The sequence below is a fragment of the Achromobacter sp. 18P8.1.1 genome (assembly GCF_057799415.1).
The window spans coordinates 35,521-58,847 of the sequence record NZ_JBYOKH010000034.1 but is presented as its reverse complement, the minus strand read 5'-3'; the positions used below and the strand labels follow the sequence as shown (position 1 = coordinate 58,847).

15 protein-coding genes are annotated in these 23,327 nt (G+C 66.5%); 12 read left to right on the top strand and 3 right to left on the bottom strand.

The genetic code is table 11. The annotated features are described in order from the left end of the window. Nucleotides 1-53 precede the first annotated feature (53 nt). Nucleotides 54-3,662 (top strand): indolepyruvate ferredoxin oxidoreductase family protein, encoded by a 3,609-nt coding sequence (locus tag AC27VE_RS20515; protein ID WP_488704830.1) that lies wholly within the window; start codon nt 54-56, stop codon nt 3,660-3,662. A gap of 1,386 nt (nt 3,663-5,048) precedes the next feature. Here the strand turns inward: AC27VE_RS20515 and glpK are convergent. After that, complete coding sequence (glpK, locus tag AC27VE_RS20510) at nt 5,049-6,575, bottom strand: glycerol kinase GlpK (protein WP_488704829.1); 1,527 nt, start codon at nt 6,573-6,575, stop codon at nt 5,049-5,051. Then, nucleotides 6,562-8,016, bottom strand: coding sequence for a DHA2 family efflux MFS transporter permease subunit (locus AC27VE_RS20505; protein WP_088591380.1), 1,455 nt, complete (start codon nt 8,014-8,016; stop codon nt 6,562-6,564). The genes glpK and AC27VE_RS20505 overlap by 14 nt, the downstream gene beginning before the upstream one ends. A gap of 98 nt (nt 8,017-8,114) precedes the next feature. On the opposite strand from AC27VE_RS20505, the gene AC27VE_RS20500 reads away from it, so the two are divergent. From AC27VE_RS20500 to AC27VE_RS20485, 4 genes are all read left to right on the top strand, one after another. After that, the gene (locus AC27VE_RS20500) at nt 8,115-8,303 is read left to right on the top strand and encodes a DUF3460 family protein (protein WP_488704828.1); all 189 of its coding nucleotides are present in this window, start codon (nt 8,115-8,117) and stop codon (nt 8,301-8,303) included. Between the two features lie 16 nt (nt 8,304-8,319). Continuing rightward, a complete protein-coding gene (locus tag AC27VE_RS20495; protein ID WP_006228004.1) occupies nt 8,320-9,210 on the top strand; it encodes a segregation and condensation protein A in 891 nt (296 codons plus the stop codon). A gap of 36 nt (nt 9,211-9,246) precedes the next feature. Next, complete coding sequence (panC, locus tag AC27VE_RS20490) at nt 9,247-10,101, top strand: pantoate--beta-alanine ligase (RefSeq protein WP_088591381.1); 855 nt, start codon at nt 9,247-9,249, stop codon at nt 10,099-10,101. Between the two features lie 126 nt (nt 10,102-10,227). Next, nucleotides 10,228-10,602: a response regulator transcription factor gene (locus AC27VE_RS20485; RefSeq protein WP_488704827.1), complete on the top strand. Its 375-nt coding sequence runs from the start codon at nt 10,228-10,230 to the stop codon at nt 10,600-10,602. A 217-nt stretch (nt 10,603-10,819) separates the two neighbouring features. On the opposite strand, the gene AC27VE_RS20480 is transcribed toward AC27VE_RS20485, so the two are convergent. After that, nucleotides 10,820-11,584 (bottom strand): copper resistance protein NlpE N-terminal domain-containing protein, encoded by a 765-nt coding sequence (locus AC27VE_RS20480; RefSeq protein ID WP_488704826.1) that lies wholly within the window; start codon nt 11,582-11,584, stop codon nt 10,820-10,822. Nucleotides 11,585-11,777: 193 nt separating this feature from the next. On the opposite strand from AC27VE_RS20480, the gene AC27VE_RS20475 reads away from it, so the two are divergent. From AC27VE_RS20475 to AC27VE_RS20445, 7 genes are all read left to right on the top strand, one after another. Continuing rightward, the gene (locus tag AC27VE_RS20475) at nt 11,778-12,635 is read left to right on the top strand and encodes a prepilin peptidase (RefSeq protein WP_006228008.1); all 858 of its coding nucleotides are present in this window, start codon (nt 11,778-11,780) and stop codon (nt 12,633-12,635) included. 10 nt (nt 12,636-12,645) lie between these two features. Next, entirely contained in the window at nt 12,646-13,272 is a 627-nt protein-coding gene (gene coaE, locus AC27VE_RS20470) for a dephospho-CoA kinase (RefSeq protein WP_088591385.1), read from the top strand. Between the two features lie 71 nt (nt 13,273-13,343). Beyond that, nucleotides 13,344-14,096, top strand: coding sequence for a cell division protein ZapD (gene zapD, locus AC27VE_RS20465; RefSeq protein WP_315140673.1), 753 nt, complete (start codon nt 13,344-13,346; stop codon nt 14,094-14,096). A 234-nt stretch (nt 14,097-14,330) separates the two neighbouring features. After that, nucleotides 14,331-15,608: an MdtA/MuxA family multidrug efflux RND transporter periplasmic adaptor subunit gene (locus AC27VE_RS20460; protein WP_035214302.1), complete on the top strand. Its 1,278-nt coding sequence runs from the start codon at nt 14,331-14,333 to the stop codon at nt 15,606-15,608. 12 nt (nt 15,609-15,620) lie between these two features. Next, entirely contained in the window at nt 15,621-18,719 is a 3,099-nt protein-coding gene (locus AC27VE_RS20455; RefSeq protein ID WP_006228012.1) for an MdtB/MuxB family multidrug efflux RND transporter permease subunit, read from the top strand. Further along, nucleotides 18,716-21,829 (top strand): multidrug efflux RND transporter permease subunit, encoded by a 3,114-nt coding sequence (locus tag AC27VE_RS20450; RefSeq protein ID WP_280029922.1) that lies wholly within the window; start codon nt 18,716-18,718, stop codon nt 21,827-21,829. Before AC27VE_RS20455 ends, AC27VE_RS20450 begins: the two co-directional genes overlap by 4 nt. Then, nucleotides 21,826-23,286 (top strand): efflux transporter outer membrane subunit, encoded by a 1,461-nt coding sequence (locus AC27VE_RS20445; protein WP_488704825.1) that lies wholly within the window; start codon nt 21,826-21,828, stop codon nt 23,284-23,286. The genes AC27VE_RS20450 and AC27VE_RS20445 overlap by 4 nt, the downstream gene beginning before the upstream one ends. The last annotated feature ends 41 nt before the right edge of the window (nt 23,287-23,327 follow it).

Here is a 23,327-nt window from a genome sequence, read left to right as displayed (position 1 = left end):
GCATGGCGCGCGACGCGAAGCTGGTGGGGGCATCCAGATCTTGGAGTCGAGACATGAATGCCCCCCTGCCGCCCGCCTTGCGCGCCGCGCTTGAATCCGTCCAGCTGGACGACAAATACACCTTGGAATCCGGCCGAGCGTGGATGAGCGGCATCCACGCCCTGGTTCGCCTGCCCATGATGCAGCGCGTGCGGGACGTGCGGGCGGGGTTGAACACGGCGGGCTTCGTGTCGGGCTACCGGGGGTCGCCGCTGGGCGGCGTGGACCAGAACATGTGGAAGGCGGCCAAGTACCTGAAGGCCCACCACGTCGAGTTCCAGCCCGGCATCAACGAAGATCTGGCCGCCACCGCCGTGTGGGGGTCGCAGCAGGTCAACCTGTTTCCCGGCGCCAAGTACGACGGCGTGTTCGGCATGTGGTACGGCAAAGGCCCCGGCGTGGACCGTTGCGGCGACGTCTTCAAGCACGCGAATGCAGCCGGCACCTCGCGCCACGGCGGCGTGCTGGTGGTGGCGGGCGACGACCATCCGGCCAAGTCCTCCACGCTGCCGCACCAAAGCGACCATATCCTGAAGGCCTGCATGATCCCGGCGCTGTTTCCGGCCAGCGTCCAGGAGGTGCTGGATTTCGGCCTGCACGGCTGGGCGATGAGCCGCTACGCCGGCGTGTGGGTGGGCATGAAATGCATCACCGACATCGTCGAAGTGTCGGCCTCGGTGGACGTAGACCCGCACCGCGTGCGCATTCAGTTGCCCGAAGACTTCCTGATGCCGGCCGACGGCCTGAACATCCGGGTGCCGGACACGCCGCTGCAGCAAGAGGCCCGGCTGCTGGACTACAAGCTGTACGCCGCGCTGGCCTACGCGCGCGCCAACAAGCTCAACCGCGAACTTTGGCATGTGCCCGAGCGTGATGCGCGCTTCGGCATCATGACTTCCGGCAAGGCGTATCTGGACACGCGCCAGGCGCTGTCCGACCTGGGGTTGTCCGAAGCCGTCTGCCAGCGCATCGGCCTGCGCCTGTTCAAGGTGGGCATGGTGTGGCCGCTGGAATCCACCGGCATGCAGCAATTCGCCGAAGGCCTGGACGAGATCCTGGTCGTCGAGGAAAAGCGCCAGGTGCTGGAATACCAGTTGAAGGAAGAGCTGTTCAGCTGGATCGGCAGCGGCAAGAAGATTCCGCGCGTGGCCGGCAAGTTCGACGACAAGGACGGCGGTGAATGGTCGGTGCCGCAAGGCAATTGGCTGCTGCCCGCGCACTACGAGTTTTCGCCGGCAATGGTCGCCAAGGCGATCGCCGCGCGCCTGTTGCGGTTTGAATTGCCCGAGGACGTGCGCGCCGGCATCCTCGCCCGGCTGGATTTCATCAGCGGCCGCGAACAGGCCCTGGCGCGTCCGCGCGTCGTCGAAGAGCGCAAGCCCTGGTTCTGTTCGGGCTGTCCGCACAACACATCGACCCGCCTGCCCGAAGGCTCGCGCGGCATGGCCGGCATCGGCTGCCACTACATGGTGCGGTGGATGGACCGCAACACCGAGGTCTATACCCAGATGGGCGGCGAGGGCGTGCCCTGGGTGGGCCAGGCGCCGTTCACCGAGGAAAAGCACGTCTTCGCCAACCTGGGCGACGGCACGTACTTCCATTCCGGGCTGCTGGCCATCCGCGCCGCCGTGGCAGCCAAGGTGCCGATCACCTACAAGATCCTGTTCAACGACGCCGTCGCCATGACGGGCGGGCAGCCCGTCGATGGCCCGATCAGCGTGCCGATGATCAGCCGCCAGATGGCCGCCGAAGGCATCGACAAGATCGTCGTCGTGACAGACGACCCCGACAAGTACAACGACGTCACCGACCTGGCGCCGGGCGTGCCGGTGATGCACCGCGACGAACTGGACGCGGTGATGCGTGAACTGCGCGAGCATCCTGGCGTGTCGGTGCTGATCTACGACCAGACCTGTGCCACCGAAAAGCGCCGCCGCCGCAAGCGCAACGCCTATCCCGACCCGGCGCGCCGCGTCGTCATCAACGAACGCGTCTGCGAAGGCTGCGGCGATTGTTCGCAGAAGTCGCATTGCCTGTCGGTGGAGCCGCTGGAAACCGAATTCGGCCGCAAGCGTGCCATCAACCAATCCAGCTGCAACAAGGACTTCTCCTGTCTGAAGGGCTTCTGCCCCAGCTTCGTGACGGTGGAAGGCGGCAAGCTGAGAAAGCCCAAGGCCTTGTCGCAGGAAGGGGTCATCGACGAAGCCGTGCCCGCCCCGCGCGCGCCCGCGCTGGATCAGCCCTACGGCGTCTTCATCGCTGGCGTGGGGGGCACGGGCGTCGTCACCATCGGCCAATTGCTGGGCATGGCGGCGCACCTGGAAGGCAAGGGCTGTTCGGTGCTGGACATGGCCGGCCTGGCGCAAAAGGGCGGCGCCGTGTATTCGCACGTGGTGCTGGCGCAGTCGCCCGAGCACCTGATGAATACGCGGGTCGCCATGGGCGAGGCCGACCTGCTGCTGGCGGGCGACCTGGTGGTTGCCACCAGCGCGGACAGCATGGCGCGCCTGCGCCCGGGCCGCACCCGCGCGCTGCTGAACCGCGACAACGCGCCCACTGCCGCTTTCGTCTCGAATCCTGATTGGATGCTGCCCGGCGCCAACCTGACCGCCGACCTGCAGGCGGCCTGCGGCAAGGAGAACCTGCACACCGTGGACGCGGCCGCGATGGCGGTGGTGCTGCTGGGCGACGCCATCTACGCCAACCCGCTGATGATGGGCTACGCGTACCAGAAGGGCTGGATCCCGCTGTCGCAAGAGGCGCTGCTGCGCGCGATCGAGCTCAACGGCCAGCAAGTGGCGAACAACCAGGCCGCCTTCGCCTGGGGCCGCCGCGCCGCGCACGACATGGCCGATGTGATGCGGATCTTGGCCAACGGCGGCATGCCGATCGCCCCGCCCGAAGACATCATCGAAATCAAACGCCCGCGCGCCGCACCCGTGACCGAACTGAAGAAACCCGCCGGCGAATTGGCGCAACTGGTGGCGGTGCGCAAAGCGTTCCTGACGCAATACCAGAACGAGGCCTACGCGAAGCAGTACACGGACCTGGTGGACAAGGTGGCCCGAGCGGAACAGGAAGCCACGGGAACGAACCGCCTGGCGATGGCCGTGGCGCGCAACGCCTTCAAGCTGATGGCCTACAAGGACGAATACGAGGTGGCGCGGCTGTATTCGGACGGCGAGTTCGTGAAGAAGGTCGGCGAGCAGTTCGAGGGCGATTGGAAACTGCGCTTTCACCTGGCCCCGCCGCTGTTCTCCCGACGCGACAAGCAAGGCCATCTGATCAAGCGCAGCTACGGACCGGGAATGCTGAAGGTGTTCGGCGTGCTGGCGAAGTTGCGGCGGTTGCGGGGGACGCGGCTGGATGTGTTCGGCTACACGGCGGAACGGCGCGCGGAACGCGAACTGATCCGCGAGTACCGGGAGACGATGACGGCGATCTTGTCGAAATTGAACCGCGGGAATCTGGAAAAGGCGGTGACGTTAGCGGGGTTGCCGGAGGAGATCCGGGGCTACGGACATATCAAGGAGGCGGCGATGGAGAAGGTTGCTGGGAAGCGGGAGGAGTTACTGAGGGAGTTCAGTGCGAGGGTGGTGGCGATTGGGGTGCGGGCGGCTTGAGCGTGTTGTTGATTTGAGTGTGGGTTCTTTAGACGCCCGGCGGGTTGGTGGCCGGTGGGGCGCGGGTCAACGATTGCGGTCCGGAGCCTTCGCTCCGGACTGCCCCGTCGTCATCTTCGTTGCCGCCTACGGCGGCTGCCTTCAGATTCCCTCGGGCTTATCGACGCCCCGCGCCCCACCGGCCACCAACCCGCCGGACTCCGTTGAGCGCAATTTCTCGGTCGCTGGGGAGGGCGGTGTGCTTAGGGTTCTTCTCCACGGCGGGGAGGGGTGGAAGGTCTTGCGGGGCCCGCTCCCGGCCGGCCGCGCGGGCGGCCTTTGGGAGCGTACGCGTTGTCTTGCGTCGTGGCTTTTTGCGATTCGCGTGTGGGGGCGTTGTGGGTGTTTTTCGGTTGGGGTGGTTTGGGTTTGGGGATGACTTGCGGGGTTGTCCCTTGTCGGTGTCTTGCGGCGTGAGGATGCTGGTGGGATTCTGGGCGCGTTGCGCACGTGAACCCTTTCGATGTATGCCTCTACGATGGGTTACGCGCGATGCACGTGTCCGTTCTAATGCCGGATTTGCCGCGCTTCACCCATCCTACGATTGCCGGTCGGCGGTCGGCGGTTGCCGGTTGCCGGTTGCCGGTTGGCGGGTGGCGGTTGACGATTGAGGCGGGTGGGGGTGTTCGTCTTCGTAGGATGGGTGGAGTGCGTCCCGATAGGCCTGAGCACACGGATGTATGCCGCACGTAACCCATCATCGATGCATGTCACCACCCTATGGGTTGCGCACGAAGATGATCAGCGACCAACGACCAACGACCGCCCCTTGAACATTGACGGCGCCTCAGATGAAAGTCAGTGCCAGCCCACACGACAGTCTCCCTATTAGACGGGTGGCGCGCGTACGGGTCTTGATCAGCAAGCAAGTGCGCCTCGCGCGCCACCCGTCGCTCCACCCCCACCCCGTGACTGCGGGGCACTAGCAAACCCCTCCCCGCCCACGCGCAAGCGCCCACCGCACCACCGACACACAATGCGTATGCCGATTGCAGCCGCCCGGGCGGCTGCAATTCGGCGGGCCCCGCAGCACTCGTCAGTAAAAAAAGCCCTAGCAGCGCCCCGACCCAAGACACGCGTAGCCCGTCGGCGTTGTCGGCGTGAAGGCGCGCAACCTTGATGCGCCCGAGGGAATCTGAAGGCAGCGGCCGCAGGCCGCAACGAAGATGACAACGGGGAAGTCCGGAGCGAACGCTCCGGACCGCAATCGTGGGCGCGCGCCGCCACGCCGACAGCGACGATGGGCGACCGACGAAGCTCAATCGGCGGGCGACCCACGAAGCTCAAACGACGAACGAAGCTGAACCAACGAGCAACCGACGAAGACCGAAGACAGCCAAAAAACAGCTACTTCGATCCCCCCGCCGCCCACCCTTTAGACAATTCCACTGCCTGCCTCCACCTCCCCATCCGCGCCGCACGAACCGACTCCGGCCATCCCGGCTCGAACGTCCGTTCCGCCTGCCACTTCGACGCAAACTCATCCAACCCGGACCAGAACCCTACCGCCAGTCCCGCCAATCCCGCGGCTCCCAGCGCCGTCGACTCCGGCACTCTTGGGCGCACGACCGGTACGCCCAGCAGATCGGCCTGCATCTGCATCAGCAGGTCGTTGCGGGCGGCGCCGCCGTCCACGCGCAGTTCGGTCAGCGCGATGCCGCTGTCGCCGTTCATGCAGGTCAGCAGTTCCGCGCTTTGCAGCGCGATCGATTCCAGCGTCGCACGGGCGATGTGGGCGCGGGTGGTGCCGCGCGTCAGGCCGACCAGCATGCCGCGGGCGTAGGGATCCCAATGCGGCGCGCCCAGGCCGGCGAAGGCCGGCACCATGAAGACGTCGTCCGTGTCCGACACGCTGGCGGCCAGGGATTCGACTTCTTCCGAGCGCTGGATGATTCCCAAGCCGTCGCGCAGCCATTGCACCGCCGCGCCGGCCACGAACACGCCGCCTTCCAGCATGTACGTGGGGGTCCAGCTGTCCTGGCCGGACTGGGGCAGGCCCCAGCCCACCGTCGACAGCAGATGGTTCTTCGACTGCACGGGTTTTTCGCCCACGTTCATCAGCATGAAGCAGCCGGTGCCGTAGGTGTTTTTCGCCATGCCCGGCTTGAAGCAGGCCTGCCCGAAAGTGGCGGCTTGCTGGTCGCCGGCCACGCCCGCGATCGGGATGGAGCCGCCCAGCCATTCGGGCAGCGCATTGCCCACGACCGCGCTGCTGGGCGCGATCTGCGGCAGCACGGCGCGGGGGATCTTCAAGAGCGCCAGGATTTCGTCGTTCCAGTCCTGCGTGTGCAGGTCGAACAGCATCGTGCGCGACGCATTGCTGGGGTCCGTGCTGTGTACGGCGCCGCCCGTCAGTTGCCAGATCAGCCAGGTGTCCACCGTGCCGAACGCCAGTTCGCCGCGTTCTGCCATCTGGCGTGCGCCCGGCACGTGGTCCAGCAGCCAGGCCAGCTTGGTGCCCGAAAAGTACGCGTCCAGCACCAGGCCGGTCCGCGATTGCAGGAAGTCGGCGTGACCGTCGCTGCGCAGCTGATCACACATCGGCGCGGTGCGGCGGTCTTGCCAGACGATCGCGCGGGCAAGCGGACGGCCCGTGGCGCGTTCCCAGATCAGCGTGGTTTCGCGCTGGTTGGTGATGCCGATGGCGGCCACGTCGGCCGCGGTCGCGGCCGCGTTGCGCAGCGCTTCGCGCGCCACGTCCAGCTGGGTGTGCCAGATTTCGCTGGCGTCGTGCTCGACCCAGCCCGGACGCGGGTAGTGCTGGCGGAATTCACGCTGGCCGACGCCGCGTACCACGCCGTCGCGGTCGAATACGATGGCTCGGGAGCTGGTCGTGCCCTGGTCCAGGGCTAGGACAAATTCATTCGTCGTCACTTTGTTTGGCGCCGTTCAGGTGTGCCCCGGCTTGCGGCTCGAGGCGTCTAAAGGAGAAGGTCGAGGCCATGCACATCAGGCCGATGACGATGAAGCCGGCGACGACATCGCTGACTGCAAGCGTCTCGGCGCCGCGCAGGGCCATGCTGACGTTCAGCGTGACTGCGGCCACCCCCACGCCCAGGCTGATGCCCAGTTGCTGGGCCATCGCCGCGAAGCTGCTGGCGCGGCTCATCTTGGCCGGGGGGATATCGGCATAGGTTAGCGTATTTACCCCGGTGAACTGCAAGGACCGGAAGAAGCCGCCGACCAACAGGATGGCGATCATCAGCCAGACCGGCGTGGCCGGGGTGAAGGTGGCGCAGACCATGATAAAAACGCCGGTCAAGAGCGCGTTCACGGTCAGTACGCGGCGAAAGCCGAAGTGCCGGACGATGGGTGTCGCCACGAACTTCATCAGCAGCGCGCCAGCGGCGCTGGCGAACGTGATCAGGCCGGCCGAAAACGGCGACAGGCCGAAACCCACCTGCAGCAGCATGGCCAGCAGGAAGGGCGTCGCGCCCACAGCGAAGCGGCACAGGTTGCCGCCCAGCGTGGAAATGGCGAACGTGGGGATGCGCATCAGCGACAGGTCGATGATGGGGTGTTCGACGCGCCGGGCGTGCCAGGCGTACAGGAAGCCGCAGGCCGCGCCCACGGCGATCATGCCCAGCAGCATGGGCAGCGGCATGACGTCGCGACCGATGGCTTCAAAGCCGCTGACCAGCGTGGCCAGGCAGACGGCGCTAAGCAGGAAACCCAGCCAGTCCAGGCGCGGCGCGGTCTCTTCCTTGATCTCGGCCACGTAGCGCAGCACCAGCGCGATGCCCAGGACGCCGATCGGGATGTTGATCAGGAAAATCCAGTGCCACGACATGTAGGTGACCATGAAGCCGCCCAGCGGCGGCCCGATCACCGGGCCCAGCAGCGCCGGGATGGACAGGAACGACATGGCTTTCAGCAGATCCTGCTTAGGCACGGTGCGCAGCAGGATGATCCGGCCCACCGGCACCATCATCGCCCCGGCCATCCCCTGGATGATCCGGGCCGCGACCAGCTGGGGCAGGTCCTGCGAGACCGCGCAGGCGACCGAACTGAGGGTGAACAGGCCGATGGCGGCCACGAACACCCGGCGGGCGCCGTAACGGTCGGCCGCCCAGCCGCTGACCGGCACGAAGACGGCCACGGACAGCAGGTAGGACGTAATGGCCACATTCAGCCGGACGGGCGTGGACCCAAGGGCCCGGGCCATGGCCGGCAGCGCGGTGGCCACGACGGTGGCGTCCAGCATCTGCATGAACAGCGCACAGCCCACAATGAAGGGGATCATGCGCGCCGCGCGCAGCGCGTCCGGGTTCGAGGGCGGAGCGGGGTTGGCTGCTGCTGCGGATTCTGCTGACATGGCGGGAGAGGGCGTTGGGAGCCTGACGATTGTAACGCTGGGGGTTCGCCCGGCGTGAAGTAAACTCCGGGGATCCGAAACCCACTGAAATTGGTGTCATGGCGACCAACTACGAATCCGAGATCACCCTTTTCCTGAAAGACTTCAAGCGGTCGCACCCTGGCACCGAAGAACGCCAGCGCGAAGGCCGCGCCCGTCTTTGGGACAAACCGCAGGACTCGGAGCTGCTGGAAGGCTTCCGCGCGGCCCGCGTGCCGCAGCGCCCGTACGTCTATTCGGCAGACTGATCCCATTGCGGCAGACATGTCCCAAAACCCTTCAGTCCCGGGCGAGGCACTGGCCAAGCTAGTGGCGCCTCCCGTGGACAGCACGCCCGATACCGTCGATAGCGTCGCCTTCGCGCGCCTGTACGGCGAGCCGCTGTTCCAGATGCCGACGGATCTGTACATTCCGCCGGACGCGCTGGAAGTGTTCCTCGAAGCGTTTGAAGGGCCGCTGGACCTGCTGCTGTACCTGATCCGCAAGCAGAACTTCAATGTGCTGGACATCCCGATGGCGGATGTCACGCGGCAGTACCTGTCGTATGTGGACCAGATCCGCATCACCAACCTGGAGCTGGCCGCCGAGTACCTGCTGATGGCGGCCATGCTGATCGAGATCAAGTCGCGCATGCTGCTGCCGGTCAGGAAGACCGACACCGGCGAAGAGCCCGAAGATCCGCGCGCCGAACTGGTCCGCCGCCTGCTCGAATACGAACAGATGAAGCTGGCCGCCCAGAAGCTGGACAAGCTGCCGCAACTGGGCCGCGACTTCGTCAGCAGCCAGGCCGTGGCTGACCTCAGCGTCGAACGCATGATGCCCGAAGTCAGCGTGGACGACCTGCGCCAGGCCTGGGCCGACATCATGAAGCGGGCCAAGCTGAACCAGCATCACCACATCACGCGCGAACAGCTGTCCGTGCGCGATCACATGACGCATATCCTGCGGCGCTTGAATGACGTGCGCTTCATGGAATTCGGTGACCTGTTCATGGAGCGCGTCCGCGAAGGCGCGCCCGCGGCGGTTGTCGTCGTGCATTTCATCGCCATGCTGGAGCTGGCCCGCGAATCCCTGCTGGAGATCACGCAGGCGGAGCCCTATGCACCCATTTACGTGCGCCTGGCCTACACCAGCGTGGCGGCGGTCGCGGCCTGATCCTGACCGGGCTGCCCCCAACCCCGGAGAGTCCCCTTGAAAGTCGTACACACCATCCAGGAATTGCGCGATCACCTGCGCGGCCAGAATCGCGTGTCGTTCGTGCCCACCATGGGCAATCTGCACGAAGGCCACCTGTCGCTGATGAAGCTGGCGCGCCAGCACGGCGACCCCGTGGTGGCCAGCATCTTCGTGAACCGCCTGCAATTCGGCCCCAATGAAGATTTCGACCAGTATCCGCGCACGCTGGCGGCCGACATCGAAAAGCTGGAACAGGCGCGCGACGTCTATGTGCTGTTCGCGCCGAATGAGCGCGAGATGTACCCTGAGCCGCAGAACTACCGCGTGCAACCCCCGGACGATCTGGGCGACATCCTGGAAGGCGAGTTCCGCCCGGGCTTCTTCGAGGGCGTCAGCACGGTGGTGCTGAAGCTGTTCTCTTGCGTGCAGCCGCGCGTGGCCGTGTTCGGCAAGAAGGACTATCAGCAGCTGATGGTGGTGCGCAACATGTGCCGCCAGTTCCAGCTGCCGGTGGAAGTGCTGGCGCACGAGACGGTGCGCGCCGACGACGGCCTGGCGCTATCCTCGCGCAACCGCTATCTGACTGAAGGCGAACGCGCCGAGGCGCCGGCGTTGTATGCCGAACTGCAGCACATCGGCCAGCGGCTGGCGCAAGGCGAGCGCGATGCGCTGGCCCTGGAACGCGAGGCCGCCGACCGTCTGACGCAGCGCGGATGGAAGGTGGACTACGTGGCCCTGCGCCGCCAGCAAGACCTGAAGCGCCCCGACGCCGCCGACCTGCAGGCGGGCGTACCCGTCGTGGTGCTGGCCGCCGCCAAGCTGGGCGCGACCCGCCTGATCGACAACCTGGAACTGGCCTACACGGCCTGATCCTGGCGGGCAGGACGGGGCGCGCGGACACCGCGCCGCCCCGACCCCTGTCAGATTTGCCAGCTTCCGCCGCCTTGGGCGGCCGGGCAGACTCGATGTAATCCTACATTGCAAAAAGAGTCGCCCATGCAAGCTCCCCGTCCCGATCTTGAAGCGGTGCTTTCCGCATTGACGCCCCGCGAACGGCAGATCGTCGGCTATGTGGCGGCCGGTCGCCCCAACAAGGTCATTGCCATCGATCTGGGCATTTCGCTACGCACGGCCGAGGCCCATCGCGCCCGCATTTTCGCCAAGCTCGATGCCCGCAATGCCATGCAGCTGGCCTGCCAGCTATGCGCCCATGGCCGCTCGGGCGCTTCGCCCCTGCTTCACGGCGCGGCCCGCTACGATGAACCGCCCGACCGTGGCGACCCCGCCCGGGCGCCGCGCCATGTGCTGCATGCCCCGGCGCCGCCGTCCTACGGGCCGGGCCCGCCGGACGGTAAACCGTCAGACCCTTGATGGGTGCCGTCGCTGCGTGCCTGCCGGACGCCGGCCGAAGAGGGGCTTCCCATTGCTGCCTTCCCGTTGCTGCCTTCCCAATCCGGCTCCGCCCGTGACGCCTCGCCAATGGCAAACCGGGCCTGGCGAACGGGGTGTTCGCCAGGCCCGGCGGGGCATTTCATTGGGCAGAGGGTTCAGGGCTTGCCTTGGGGCTGGCCGTGAACCCTCGAGGCCATCACGGGCACTGGGGCGCTTGGGCCTTGGCCAGCTCGTCAATCGGATCCAGGTCCGGCTGGCGGGTCAGGTTGTAGTTCAGGTTGGGCGTCTGGCCGGCGACGGAACGCACGCGCAGCACGTTGTTGGCGGCCACCACGAATTCCGCCCGGGCATTGCCCTTGCCATCCATCAGGATGACGCGCGGCGGGCGCTCGTCGGTGGCGTCCCAGCAGCCTTGCTCCGTCACAGCCGGGCCCTTTTGGGGGTCGTTTTCCAGATAGGCCGTGCGGCCGCGCCAGCGGCCGTTGGGCGCCAGGGTCAGCGTGACGCGCTGCGCCGTGCATTGCATGGCGGGCGAGAAACACGGCAGCGTGCCCATATACGTTTGCGGTTGCGGCACCAGACTGTGCGCAGCGGCGTTCGGGGCCGCGGGCGCAGGTGCGGGGGCCGAGGCTGTAGCCGCATTGTCGGCGCCTTCCGGCACGGCTTGGCCGTCTTCGGTGGTCTGGCCGGCCGGCGTGGCTTGCGAGGCTTGGTTCTGCGGCTTGCGGGCGTCGGGTTTCAGGGCGATCTGCACCTGCGACGGCGCGCGGATGACGCTGCGGTAACCCGCGCCCGAACCCTGGTATTGGGCGTCGGTCACGGTGCTTTCAACCGGGGGATCGTAATAGCCTTCGGTTTTCTGCTGGGCGCACCCAGCAGCACCCAGTGCCGTACCGGCCAGCAGCAGCCCCATGACGCTAAGTTTGCGGGATCGGGAAACGATGTCGACGCGGGCGGTCATGGCAGCTTATCCGTGAATTGAGTCTGTCTCCGATTTTACGCACTTATGCGAAGATTCGATACGTTCCCTTAGCCACTCTTGGGTGTTGTCAGCACTTTATGCACAAATTACGACACGGCCGCAGTTGGGCTGTCCGATTTCCCGCCATCTGTGCTGCGATGAACCCCGGCCATCGCGCCCATCGGATGGGCGCATGAGCAGCGTTCGTCACGTCTTCGACATCCCATTGGGCGCCTTCATCGGACTGGCTGCGCTGGCGGGCTTGTTCATCGGCAACTGGTTGACCCTGCTGACGTATCGGCTGCCGCGCATGATGGAACGCGAATGGCAGGCGCAGTGCCTGGATGCGGTGGGCAAGGCGCGGCCGGCCAGCCCCGACGGCCTGTTGCGTCCGGCCTCGCAATGCCCCGCGTGCCATGCGCCGGTGACTGGCTGGCGCCGGCTGCCCGTGCTGGGCTGGCTGTTGCTGCGCGGCCGCTGCGCCGCATGCGATGCTCCGATCAGTTGGCGCTACCCCGCAATCGAACTCCTGACCTGTGCGCTGTTTGCCGCCTGCGCGTGGCGCTACGGCGCGACGCCCGTCGCGTTGTTCGCGATGGGTTTGTCGGCGATGCTGGTGGCGTTGGCCTGGATCGACTTCGAATCCACCCTGCTGCCCGACGCGCTGACGCAGCCGCTCGTGTGGGCGGGGCTGCTGGTCAATCTGTTTGACGCGTTCACGACCTTGCCGCTGGCGGTGGTGGGGGCGGTGGCCGGCTACGTTTTCCTGTGGGTTATCTTCCATGTGTTCCGCCTGCTGACCGGGCGCGAGGGCATGGGGTATGGCGACTTCAAGCTGCTGGCCGCATTGGGTGCGTGGTTCGGCATCGAATCCCTTCCCATGGTTCTGCTGGCGGCCTCGCTGGTGGGGGTGTTGATCGGCGGCCTGCTGACGCTATCGGGCCGCGCCGGCCGCGGGCAGCCGCTGCCCTTCGGCCCCTATCTGGCCCTGGCCGGCATCGTCATGCTGCTGCTGGGCGGCGAGCAGGGTTTATGGCAGTTCATGCGCTAGGCAAGAAAGGATGGGCATCATGTTCAAGATCGGTCTGACGGGCGGCATCGGTTCGGGCAAGTCCCGTGTGGCGGACATGCTGGGCGAATGGGGCGCGACGTTGGTGGACACCGACCAGATCGCGCACGCGCTGACGGCGGCCGACGGTGCAGCCATGCCGGCCATCGAACGCGAATTCGGGCCGCAGGCGCTGACGCCCGAAGGCGCGTTGAACCGACAATGGATGCGCGAACGCGCGTTCTCGGATCCGCAAGCGCGGCAGCGCCTGGAAGGCGTGCTGCACCCCGCCATTACCGAAGAGACCGAACGCCAGGCAGCGGCCGCGACCGGGCTGTACCTGGTCTTTGTGGTGCCCCTTCTGGTGGAGTCCCTGGCGCGTTGGCGCACGCGCGTGGATCGTATCTGCGTGGTGGACTGCGACCCGGAAACGCAGGTGGCGCGCGTGCAGTCGCGCAGCGGGCTGACGGAGCCCGCCATCAGGCGTATTATGGCGGCACAGGCTGCGCGGGCAAGCCGGTTGGAGGTTGCGGACGACGTCATCGTGAACGACGGCGCGACATCGCCGGAGCAATTGCGCGCGCAGGCGAAGACCCTGCATGACCGCTGGCTGACGCTGGCGACCACAACGGGCCGGTAAGCGACAAGCTTGGCCGGCACCCCTGAATCCCTCGGCCACTTGGCCGACCACTGATGGGCCTGTCAAATAGCGTGATTGTTTACGAATATCCCTTCAATGAGCGCATCCGCGCTTATCTGCGATTGGAATACCTGTTCGACAGGTTGTTCTTCTTTGCTCGCGAGGGGGACTCACGCCAGCATCAGGTTGCCGTCACCTCTCTTTTCGATCTGCTCGACGCGTGCGAACGCACCGACGTGAAAGGCGCCGTGCTGCAAGACCTGGAGCGTCAGCGCATGGCGCTGGTAGGCTTGCGCGACCACCCCGGCGTGGCGCAAGACGCGCTGGAAGCCATGCTGCGCGAACTGGAAAAAGTGGCCACCGCGCTGGCCGCGCCCGGCAAGACCGGGCAGTCGCTGCGCGAAAACGAATGGTTGACCAGCCTGCGCGGCCGGCTGTCCGTGCCGGGCAGCGCCACGCAAGTGGACATGCCTTCCTATTTCGCCTGGCAGAACAAGACCGAAGCCGCCCGTTGTGCGGACTTGCAGGCCTGGGTGTCGCCCTTCCTGCCTTTGTACGATGGCCTGACGCTGGCCCTGCGCCTGTTGCGCGAGTCCGGCCGCAAGACCGATATCGTGGCCGAGCAGGGCGCCTACCAGCAGATGCTGGGCGGCAAGCAATTCCAGCTGCTGCGCGTCTGGGTGGACCCGACCCAGGGCGCATTTCCCGAGATCAGTGCCAATAAGTACATGATCTGGATACGTTTTTCCACGCAAGACGGCGAATTCAAGCCCCAGCAGGTGGCGCGCGACGTGGCGTTCCAGATGACGCTCTGCAGCTCGTAGTGTGGGTTAGCGGAGGCGCGTCCGGGGCTTGATGGTTGCGCGCGCTGGGTGGCCTCGTCCTTGTCGTCGTTTGCTCGCGCTTCACCCATCCGACGGTCTTCCGGCGGCCATCGAAGCGGGCGTTCTTGAGACCGATTCTTGTTGCGGCCAGTTTCAACTCGGGCTCGCAATAGTAGAAAAGGCGACCGACTAGTAGACAATACGGCTTTCTCCGTCAGTGCCGGAACCGTTTCCATGTCCGATAGTCGTCCTGTTTCCCCGCCTTCCCGCTGGACCCGCCGCCGCATCATTGGATTGGTGGTGTTGTTGCTTGCCGTGGCCGTCATTGCCTGGCTTGCGCTGCGGCCGTCGGCCAAACAGGGCGCGGCCGGCGGGCCCGGTGGCCGGGCGGGTGGGGGACGGCCCCCGATGGCCGCCATGGCCAACTTGGCCGTGCCGGTGCGCATCGCCACCGCCGCCACGCAGGATATCGATATCTACCTGAAGTCCCTGGGTACCGTCACGGCCTACAACACGGTCACTGTGCGCAGCCGCGTCAGTGGCGAGCTGGTGGACGTGGCCTTCCAGGAAGGCCAGCGCGTGAAGGCGGGCGACCTGCTGGCCCAGGTGGACCCCCGGGCCTTCCAGGTGGCCCTGGACCAGGCGCGCGGCACCCAGATGCAGAATCTGGCCCAGCTGGAGAACGCGCGGCGCGACTTGCAGCGCTATCAGGCCCTGTTCAAGCAGGATTCCATTGCCAAGCAGCAAGTGGACACCCAGGCGGCGCTGGTGCGCCAGTACGAGGGCACCGTCAAGAGCGACCAGGCCAATGTGGACAACGCCAAGCTGCAACTGGATTACGCCCGCATCACCGCGCCCATCAGCGGCCGGCTGGGGCTGCGCCAGGTCGACCGCGGCAACCTGGTGTCCAGCTCCGACACCAACGGGCTGGTCGTGATTACCCAGACCCAGCCGATTTCCGTGGTGTTCACGTTGCCCGAGACCCAGTTGCCCGAAGTGCGCGGCGAAATCGCGGCCGGCAAGACGCTGACGGTGGATGCCTATGACCGTGCCGACACCCGCCGCATCGCCACTGGCGTGCTGGAGACCCTGGACAACCAGATCGACGTCACTACCGGCACGCTGAAGCTGAAGGCCAAATTCGACAACGCGGATGACGCGCTCTTTCCCAACCAGTTCGTCAACGTGCGCCTGCACGTGCTGACGCGCAAGGACGTGACTGCCATCCCCACCGCCGCGATCCAGCAGGGGTCGGCCGGCGCCTTCGTTTTCCTGGTGCAGCCGGACAACACGGTGCTGGTGCGCCAGGTGAAGCTGGGCGCCATCAATAACGGCATGGTGGCTGTGAATGAAGGCCTGCAGCCGGGCGACCGCGTCGTCACGGAAGGCACCGACCGCCTGCGTGCGGGCGCCAAGGTGGAAGTGGTGGGCGGGGCGGAAGTGATACCCGCCACCCGCGACAAGACGCTCGGGGCAGGGGCGCCTGCCGGCACCACGCCCGCGTCCAAGTAAGCCGAGACCATCGTGAGCCCGTCGCGCCTGTTCATCCTCCGCCCCGTCGCCACCACGCTGGCGATGGTGGCGATCCTGATCGCCGGTTTCATCGCCTACCGGATGCTGCCGGTGTCGGCGCTGCCCGAGGTGGACTACCCGACGATCCAGGTGGTGACGTTGTACCCCGGGGCCAGTCCGGACGTCATGACCTCGCTGGTCACGTCTCCCCTGGAACGGCAGTTCGGGCAGATGCCGGGCTTGAACCAGATGTCGTCCACCAGTTCGGGCGGCGCCTCGGTCATCACGATGCAGTTCAACCTGACGCTGCCGCTGGACGTGGCCGAGCAGCAGGTGCAGGCGGCGATCAACGCCGCGTCGAACCTGCTGCCCAGCGACTTGCCGGTGCCGCCGACCTACAACAAGGTGAACCCGGCGGACGCGGCCGTGCTGACGCTGGCCATCACATCGCCCACCATGCCCTTGCCGCAGGTGCGAGATCTGGTGGATACGCGGGTGGCGCAGAAGTTGTCGCAGATTCCCGGCGTGGGCCTGGTCAGCGTGGCGGGCGGCCAGCGGCCGGCGGTGCGGGTGCAGGTCAATCCGCAGGCGCTGGCGGCCAACGGCCTGGCGCTGTCTGACCTGCGCACCGCGATCGTAGGGGCCAACGTCAACCAGCCCAAGGGCAACCTGGACGGGCCGTTGCGGTCCACCACGATCAACGCCAATGACCAGCTGAAGTCGCCCACCGACTACAACGACCTGATCATCGCCTACAAGAACAACGCGCCGCTGCGGCTGTCGGACGTGGCGCGCGCGGTCGAAGGCGCCGAAGACACGCGCCAGGCCGCCTGGGCCGGCGACAAGCCCGCCATCCTGCTGAACATCCAGCGCCAGCCGGGCGCCAACGTGATCGACGTGGTCAATCGGATCCAGACGCTGCTGCCGCAACTGCGCGCGGCCTTGCCCGCCACGCTGGACGTGAGCGTAGTGTCGGACCGCACGCAGACCATCCGCGACTCGGTGGAAGACGTGAAGTTCGAAATGCTGCTGGCTGTGGGGCTGGTGGTCATGGTGACCTTCGTCTTCCTGCGCAGCCTGACGGCCACGCTGATCCCCAGCGTCGTGGTGCCGCTGTCCCTGGTGGGCACCTTCGGCATCATGTACCTGGCGGGTTTCTCGATCAACAACCTGACCTTGATGGCGCTGACAATCGCCACCGGCTTCGTGGTGGACGACGCCATCGTCATGATCGAGAACATCGCCCGCCATATCGAAGAAGGCGAAACGCCCTTGCAGGCCGCCTTGAAGGGCGCCTCGCAGATCGGCTTCACGCTGATCTCGCTGACCTTTTCGCTGATCGCCGTGCTGATCCCGCTGCTGTTCATGACGGAAGTGGTGGGGCGGCTGTTCCGGGAATTTGCGATCACGCTGGCGGTATCCATCCTGATCTCGCTGGTGGTGTCGCTGACCCTGACGCCGATGATGTGCGCGCGCCTGTTGCGCGCCGAATCGGAGCAGAAGCACGGCCGTTTCCACACGGCCACGGGCAACTTCATTGACCGCGTCATTGCCGGCTACGACCGCATGCTGCAGGTGGTGCTGCGCCATCAGCCGCTGACGCTGCTGGTGGCGCTGGGCACGTTCGCGCTGACGGTGGTGCTGTACATGGTGGTGCCCAAGGGCTTCTTCCCGCAGCAGGACACCGGCCTGATCCAGGCCATCACCCAGGCGCCGCAATCCATTTCGTTCCCGGCGATGGCCGAACGCCAGCAGGCCGCCGCGCGGCTGGTGCTGGAAGATCCGGACGTGCAGGCGGTGTCGTCCTTCATCGGCGTGGACGGCAGCAATGCCACGCTAAGCGCCGGGCGCATGCAGATTGCGCTCAAGCCCCAGGCCGAACGCAACGGCGACCTGCGCACCGTGATGGCGCGCCTGCAGGAATCCCTGGGCAAGCAGGACGGGCTGACCGTCTACATGCAGCCCGTGCAGGATCTGACGATCGAAGACCGCGTCAGCCGCACGCAATACCAGATGACGCTGTCTAACCCCGACTTGAAGGTGCTGAGCGAATGGACGCCCAAGCTGGTGGACCGCTTGCGCCAGGTGCCGGGGTTGAAGGACGTGACCGACGACTTGCAGGACGACGGCCTGCAGACGTGGGTCGAGATCGACCGCGATGCGGCATCGCGCCTGGGTATTACCGCCGCGGTGATCGACGAGGCGCTGTACGACGCCTTCGGCCAGCGGCTGATCTCCACCATCTTCACCCAGTCCAACCAGTACCGCGTGGTGCTGGAGGTGCAGCCGCAGTTCCAGATGAACCCGGCTGCGCTGGGCCAGATCCACGTGCCGACCTCGACCGGCGCGCAGGTGCCGTTGTCGTCGGTGGCGCACATCTCCGAAGGCCGGACCGTGCTGGCCGTGAACCGGCTGGACCAGTTCCCGATGGTGACGGTGTCGTTCAACCTGGCGCCGGGGGCGTCGCTGTCCAACGCGGTCGAAGCCATCATCGCCGCCGAAGCCGAAATCGGCTTGCCGGCCGGCGTGGAGACGCGATTCCAGGGCGCGGCGCTGGCGTTCCAGAATTCGCTGACCAGCACGCTGTGGCTGATCCTGGCCGCGGTGGTCACCATGTACATCGTGCTGGGCATCCTGTACGAAAGCTACATCCACCCCATCACGATCCTGTCCACCTTGCCGTCCGCCGGCGTGGGGGCCTTGCTGGCGTTGTTGATCAGCGGCACCGAGCTGGACATGATCGGCATCATCGGGATCATCCTGCTGATCGGCATCGTGAAGAAGAACGCCATCATGATGATCGACTTCGCGCTGGATGCTGAACGCAAGCGGGGGCTGACGCCGCGCGCAGCCATCCACGAGGCCGCGCTGCTGCGTTTCCGCCCCATCCTGATGACCACGCTGGCCGCCCTGTTCGGCGCCTTGCCGCTGATGCTGTCGACCGGCACGGGCGCTGAACTGCGCCAGCCGCTGGGCCTGGTGATGGTGGGCGGCCTCTTGTTGAGCCAGGTGCTCACGCTGTTCACCACGCCGGTCATCTACCTGATGTTCGACCGCATGTCGCGCCGCTGGCGCGGCGTACGCGAACCGGCGGCCGGGGACGCGTCATGATCCTGTCGGCACCCTTCATCGTCCGGCCGGTGGCGACCACGCTGCTGAGCCTGGCGGTCGTGCTGGCAGGCCTGTTGTCGTTCTTCCTGTTGCCGGTGGCGCCCTTGCCGCAGGTGGACATTCCGACCATCTCGGTGTCGGCCAGCCTGCCGGGCGCCAGCCCCGAGACGATGGCCTCCAGCGTGGCCACGCCGCTTGAGCGCTCGCTGGGCAGCATCGCCGGCGTGACCGAGATGACCTCCAGCAGCTCGCAGGGGTCCACCCGCGTCACCTTGCAGTTCGATCTGTCGCGCGACATCAACGGCGCGGCGCGCGATGTGCAGGCCGCCATTAACGCGGCGCGCTCGCTATTGCCCACCAGCCTGCGCAGCAACCCCACGTACCACAAGTCCAACCCGTCGGACGCGCCCATCATGACGCTGGCGCTGACCTCCGACACGCTCAGCCAGGGCCAGCTGTACGACATCGCCTCGACCATCGTGGCGCAGAAGCTGGCGCAGGTGGACGGCGTGGGCGAAGTCACCGTAGGCGGCAGTTCCTTGCCGGCGGTGCGCGTCACCGTGCTGCCGGGCGCGCTGGCCAACCGCGGCGTGTCGCTGGACCAGTTGCGCGCCACGCTGGCCAACGCCAACGCCAACCGCCCCAAGGGTGTGCTGGAGAACGACCGCTACCACTGGCAGATCATGGTCAGCGACCAGCTGAGCCGCGCTGAACAATACCGGCCGCTGATCGTCGCGTGGAACGATGGCGCGCCGGTGCGCGTGTCGGATGTGGCCAAAGTCGAGGACTCGGTCGAAGACCTGTATCAGACCGGGTTCTTCAACGAACGCAAGGCGATCCTGATGATCGTGCGCCGGCAGGCCGACGCCAACATCATCGAGGCCGTGGATGCCGTGCGCGCGCAACTGCCCGTGCTGCAGGCGCTGATGCCGGCCGACGTGAACATGACGGTGGCGCAGGACCGCACGCCCAGCATCCGGGCGTCGCTGCACGAAGCCGAGCTGACGCTGATCATCGCGGTGGGCCTGGTGGTGCTGGTGGTGCTGCTGTTCCTCAGGCGCTGGCGGGCGGCGATCATCCCCAGCGTGGCCGTGCCGGTGTCGCTGATCGGCACGTTCTGCATCATGTACCTGTGCGGCTTCACGCTGAATACGATTTCGCTGATGGCGCTGATCGTGGCCACCGGCTTCGTGGTGGACGACGCCATCGTGGTGCTCGAGAACATCATGCGGCACGTGGAAAACGGCATGTCGCCGATGCGGGCGGCGTTGCGCGGCTCGCGCGAAGTCGGCTTCACGGTGCTGTCGATGAGCCTGTCGCTGGTGGCGGTGTTCATCCCGATCCTACTGATGGGTGGCGTGGTCGGGCGGTTGTTCCGCGAATTCGCCGTGACCTTGTCGGCCGCGATCATGGTGTCGCTGATCGTGTCGCTGACGCTGACGCCGATGATGTGCGCGCGCCTGCTGCGCCATGAACCGAAAGAGCAGAAGCCGCCGGGGCGGCTGGCGCGCTGGTCCGAACGCGGCTTCGAGTCCATGCTGGACGGCTACCGGCGCAGCCTGCGCTGGGCGCTGGCGCATGGCCGGCTGATGATGCTGATCCTGGCGGTTGCCGTGGGCCTGAATATCTATCTGTACACCGCGGTGCCCAAGGGCTTTTTCCCGCAGCAGGACACGGGGCAACTGCTGGGCTTTTTCCGCGTGGACCAGGGCACCTCGTTCCAGGCGACGCTGCCCAAGCTGGAGGCGCTGCGCAAGGTGGTGCTGGCGGACCCGGCGGTGCAGAGCATGACGGGTTATGCCGGCGGGCGCGGGGGCAGCAACAGCAGCTTCATGCAGATCCAGCTGAAGCCGCTGGGCGAACGCGACGTATCGGCCGACGTGGTCATCAACCGCTTGCGCGGCAAGCTGCAGAACATGCCGGGCGCGCGCATGTTCCTGGTGTCGCAGCAGGACATCCGGATCGGCGGGCGCCAAAGCCAGGGTTCCTATGACTACACGCTGATGTCGGGTGACCTGCAATTGCTGCGCACGTGGATGCCCAAGGTGCAGCAGGCGATGGCGAAGATCCCCGAGATCACGGACGTGGACACCGACGTTGAAGACAAGGGCCGCCAGATCAACCTGGTGATCGACCGCGAGGCCGCCACGCGACTGGGCGTCAGCATGTCCACCATTTCGACGGTGCTGAACAATTCGTTCAGCCAGCGCCAGGTATCGGTGATGTACGGGCCGCTGAACCAGTACCACGTGGTGCTGGGACTGGAGCCCAAATTCGCCGAAGACATCGAATCGCTCAAGCAGGTCGAAGTGATCACCTCGACCGGCGCGCGCGTGCCGCTGCTGGCTTTCGCGCGGCTGGAGAACGCCAACGCGCCGCTCAGCGTGCAGCATCAAGGGCTGTTCGTGGCGGACACCGTGTCCTTCAGCCTGGCGCCCGGCGTGTCGCTGGGGCAGGCCACCGCCGCCATCGACGCGGCCGTGGCCCGCATCGGCTTGCCCTCGGACCAGATCCAGGCGGGCTTCCAGGGCACGGCGGCCGCCTTGCAGCAGACGCTGGCGCAGCAGCCCTGGCTGATCCTGGCGGCGCTGGTCACGATGTACATCGTGCTGGGCATTCTGTATGAAAGCTTCGTGCATCCGCTGACCATCCTGTCGACGCTGCCGTCGGCCGGCCTGGGCGCGCTGCTGGCCTTGCTGCTGCTGCGCTACGACTTCACACTGATCGCGCTGATCGGGGTGTTCCTCTTGATCGGCATCGTGAAGAAGAACGCCATCATGATGGTGGACTTCGCCCTGGACGCCGAGCGCAACCAGGGCATGACGCCGCGCGACGCGATCTTCCAGGCCTGCCTGACGCGGTTCCGCCCGATCATGATGACGACGATGGCCGCCATCTTCGGCGCGCTGCCGCTGGTGGTGGCGACCGGAGCCGGCGTCGAGATGCGCCAGCCGCTAGGCATTACCATCGTGGGCGGCCTGGTGCTCAGCCAGATCCTCACGCTGTACACCACGCCCGTGGTCTATCTCTACCTGGACCGCTTCCGTCTGTGGGCCGCGCGCGGGCGCGGTCCCCGGAAGGGCGCTCCTGCTTCCATAGAACAAACATGATCCGTATCAAGCCGCTTTCGAACGCCTTCCTTCCTCGCAGCGCGGTTACGCTGGCGCTGTGCGCGCTGCTGGGCGCATGCGCGGTCGGTCCCGACTACCAGCGCCCTGAATTGGACGTGGGCGCCTCCTACAAGGAGGGCCAGGGCCAGGATCAGGTCGAAGGCTGGAAGCCTGCCGAGCCGCGCGACGACGCGGACCGCGGGCAGTGGTGGCGCGTCTATGGCGACGCCACGCTCAACGGCCTGGTCGATCGCCTGAACACGTCGAACCAGACGATCGCGCAGGCCGAGGCCAACTACCGCCAGGCGCTGGGCCTGGTGCGCGCCGCGCGTGCCGGCTTCTATCCGACGGTGGGCGCAAGCGCGGGCATGTCGCGCGCGGGCAGCGGCAACGGCCAGAACGGCTCGTCGTCTTCGTCGTCGGGCAGCAATGTGTCGAACCAGTATTCGGTGACCGGTAGCGTCAGCTGGGAACTGGACGTGTGGGGCCGCGTGCGCCGCAGTACCGAATCGTCCGAAGCCAGCGCAGCGGCCAGCCTGGCCGACCTGGCCGCGACGCGGCTGAGCGCGCAGGCGGCGTTGGTGCAGACCTATCTGCAACTGCGGGTGCTGGACGAGCAGAAGCGCCTGCTGGACGCCACCGTGGCGGCCTACGAAAAATCGCTGCAGCTGACGCAAAACCGGTATGACGTTGGCGTGGCCGGGCAGGCCGATGTGGCCGTGGCGCGCACGCAAGTGGAAAGCACGCGCGCCCAATCGATCGACCTGGATTGGCAGCGCGGCCAGTACGAGCACGCCATCGCCGTGCTGATGGGCCAGGCGCCGTCCAAGTTCGGATTGGCGCCGGCCGTGTTCACGCTGCAGTTACCCGAGATCCCGGTGGGCCTGCCGTCCGAGCTGCTGGAGCGCCGCCCCGATATCGCCGCGGCCGAGCGCCGCGCGGCGGCCGCCAATGCGCAGATCGGCGTGGCGCAAGCCGCGTGGTTCCCGTCGCTGACCTTGTCCGCCGACGGGGGCTTTCGCAATGGCCAGTTCGCCGACCTGCTGACGGCGCCTGCGCGCTTCTGGTCGCTGGGGCCAGCGTTGGCGTTGACGATCTTTGACGGCGGCGCGCGCGCGGCGCAAGTCGAACAGGCCCGTGCGGCGTACGACTCGCAAGCGGCGGCCTACCGCCAGGCCGCGCTGGTGGGCTTGCGCGAAGTCGAGGACTACCTGATCCAGTTGCGCGTGATGGAGAACGAGCAGGTCGTCCAGCGGCGCGCGCTGGAGTCCGCGCGCGAATCATTGCGCTTGATCCAGAACCAGTACAAGGCCGGTCTGGTGGACTACCTGAGCGTGGCGGTCGTGGACGCCACGGCGCTCAATAGCGAGCGCAACGCGCTGAGCCTGCTGGGCACGCGCCTGGTCGCCAGCGTGAACCTGATCGTCGCGCTGGGCGGCGGTTGGGACGGCTCCTAGGGATAACGCTTAAATCCCCTACGCTTTCGTTGACAAGTTTT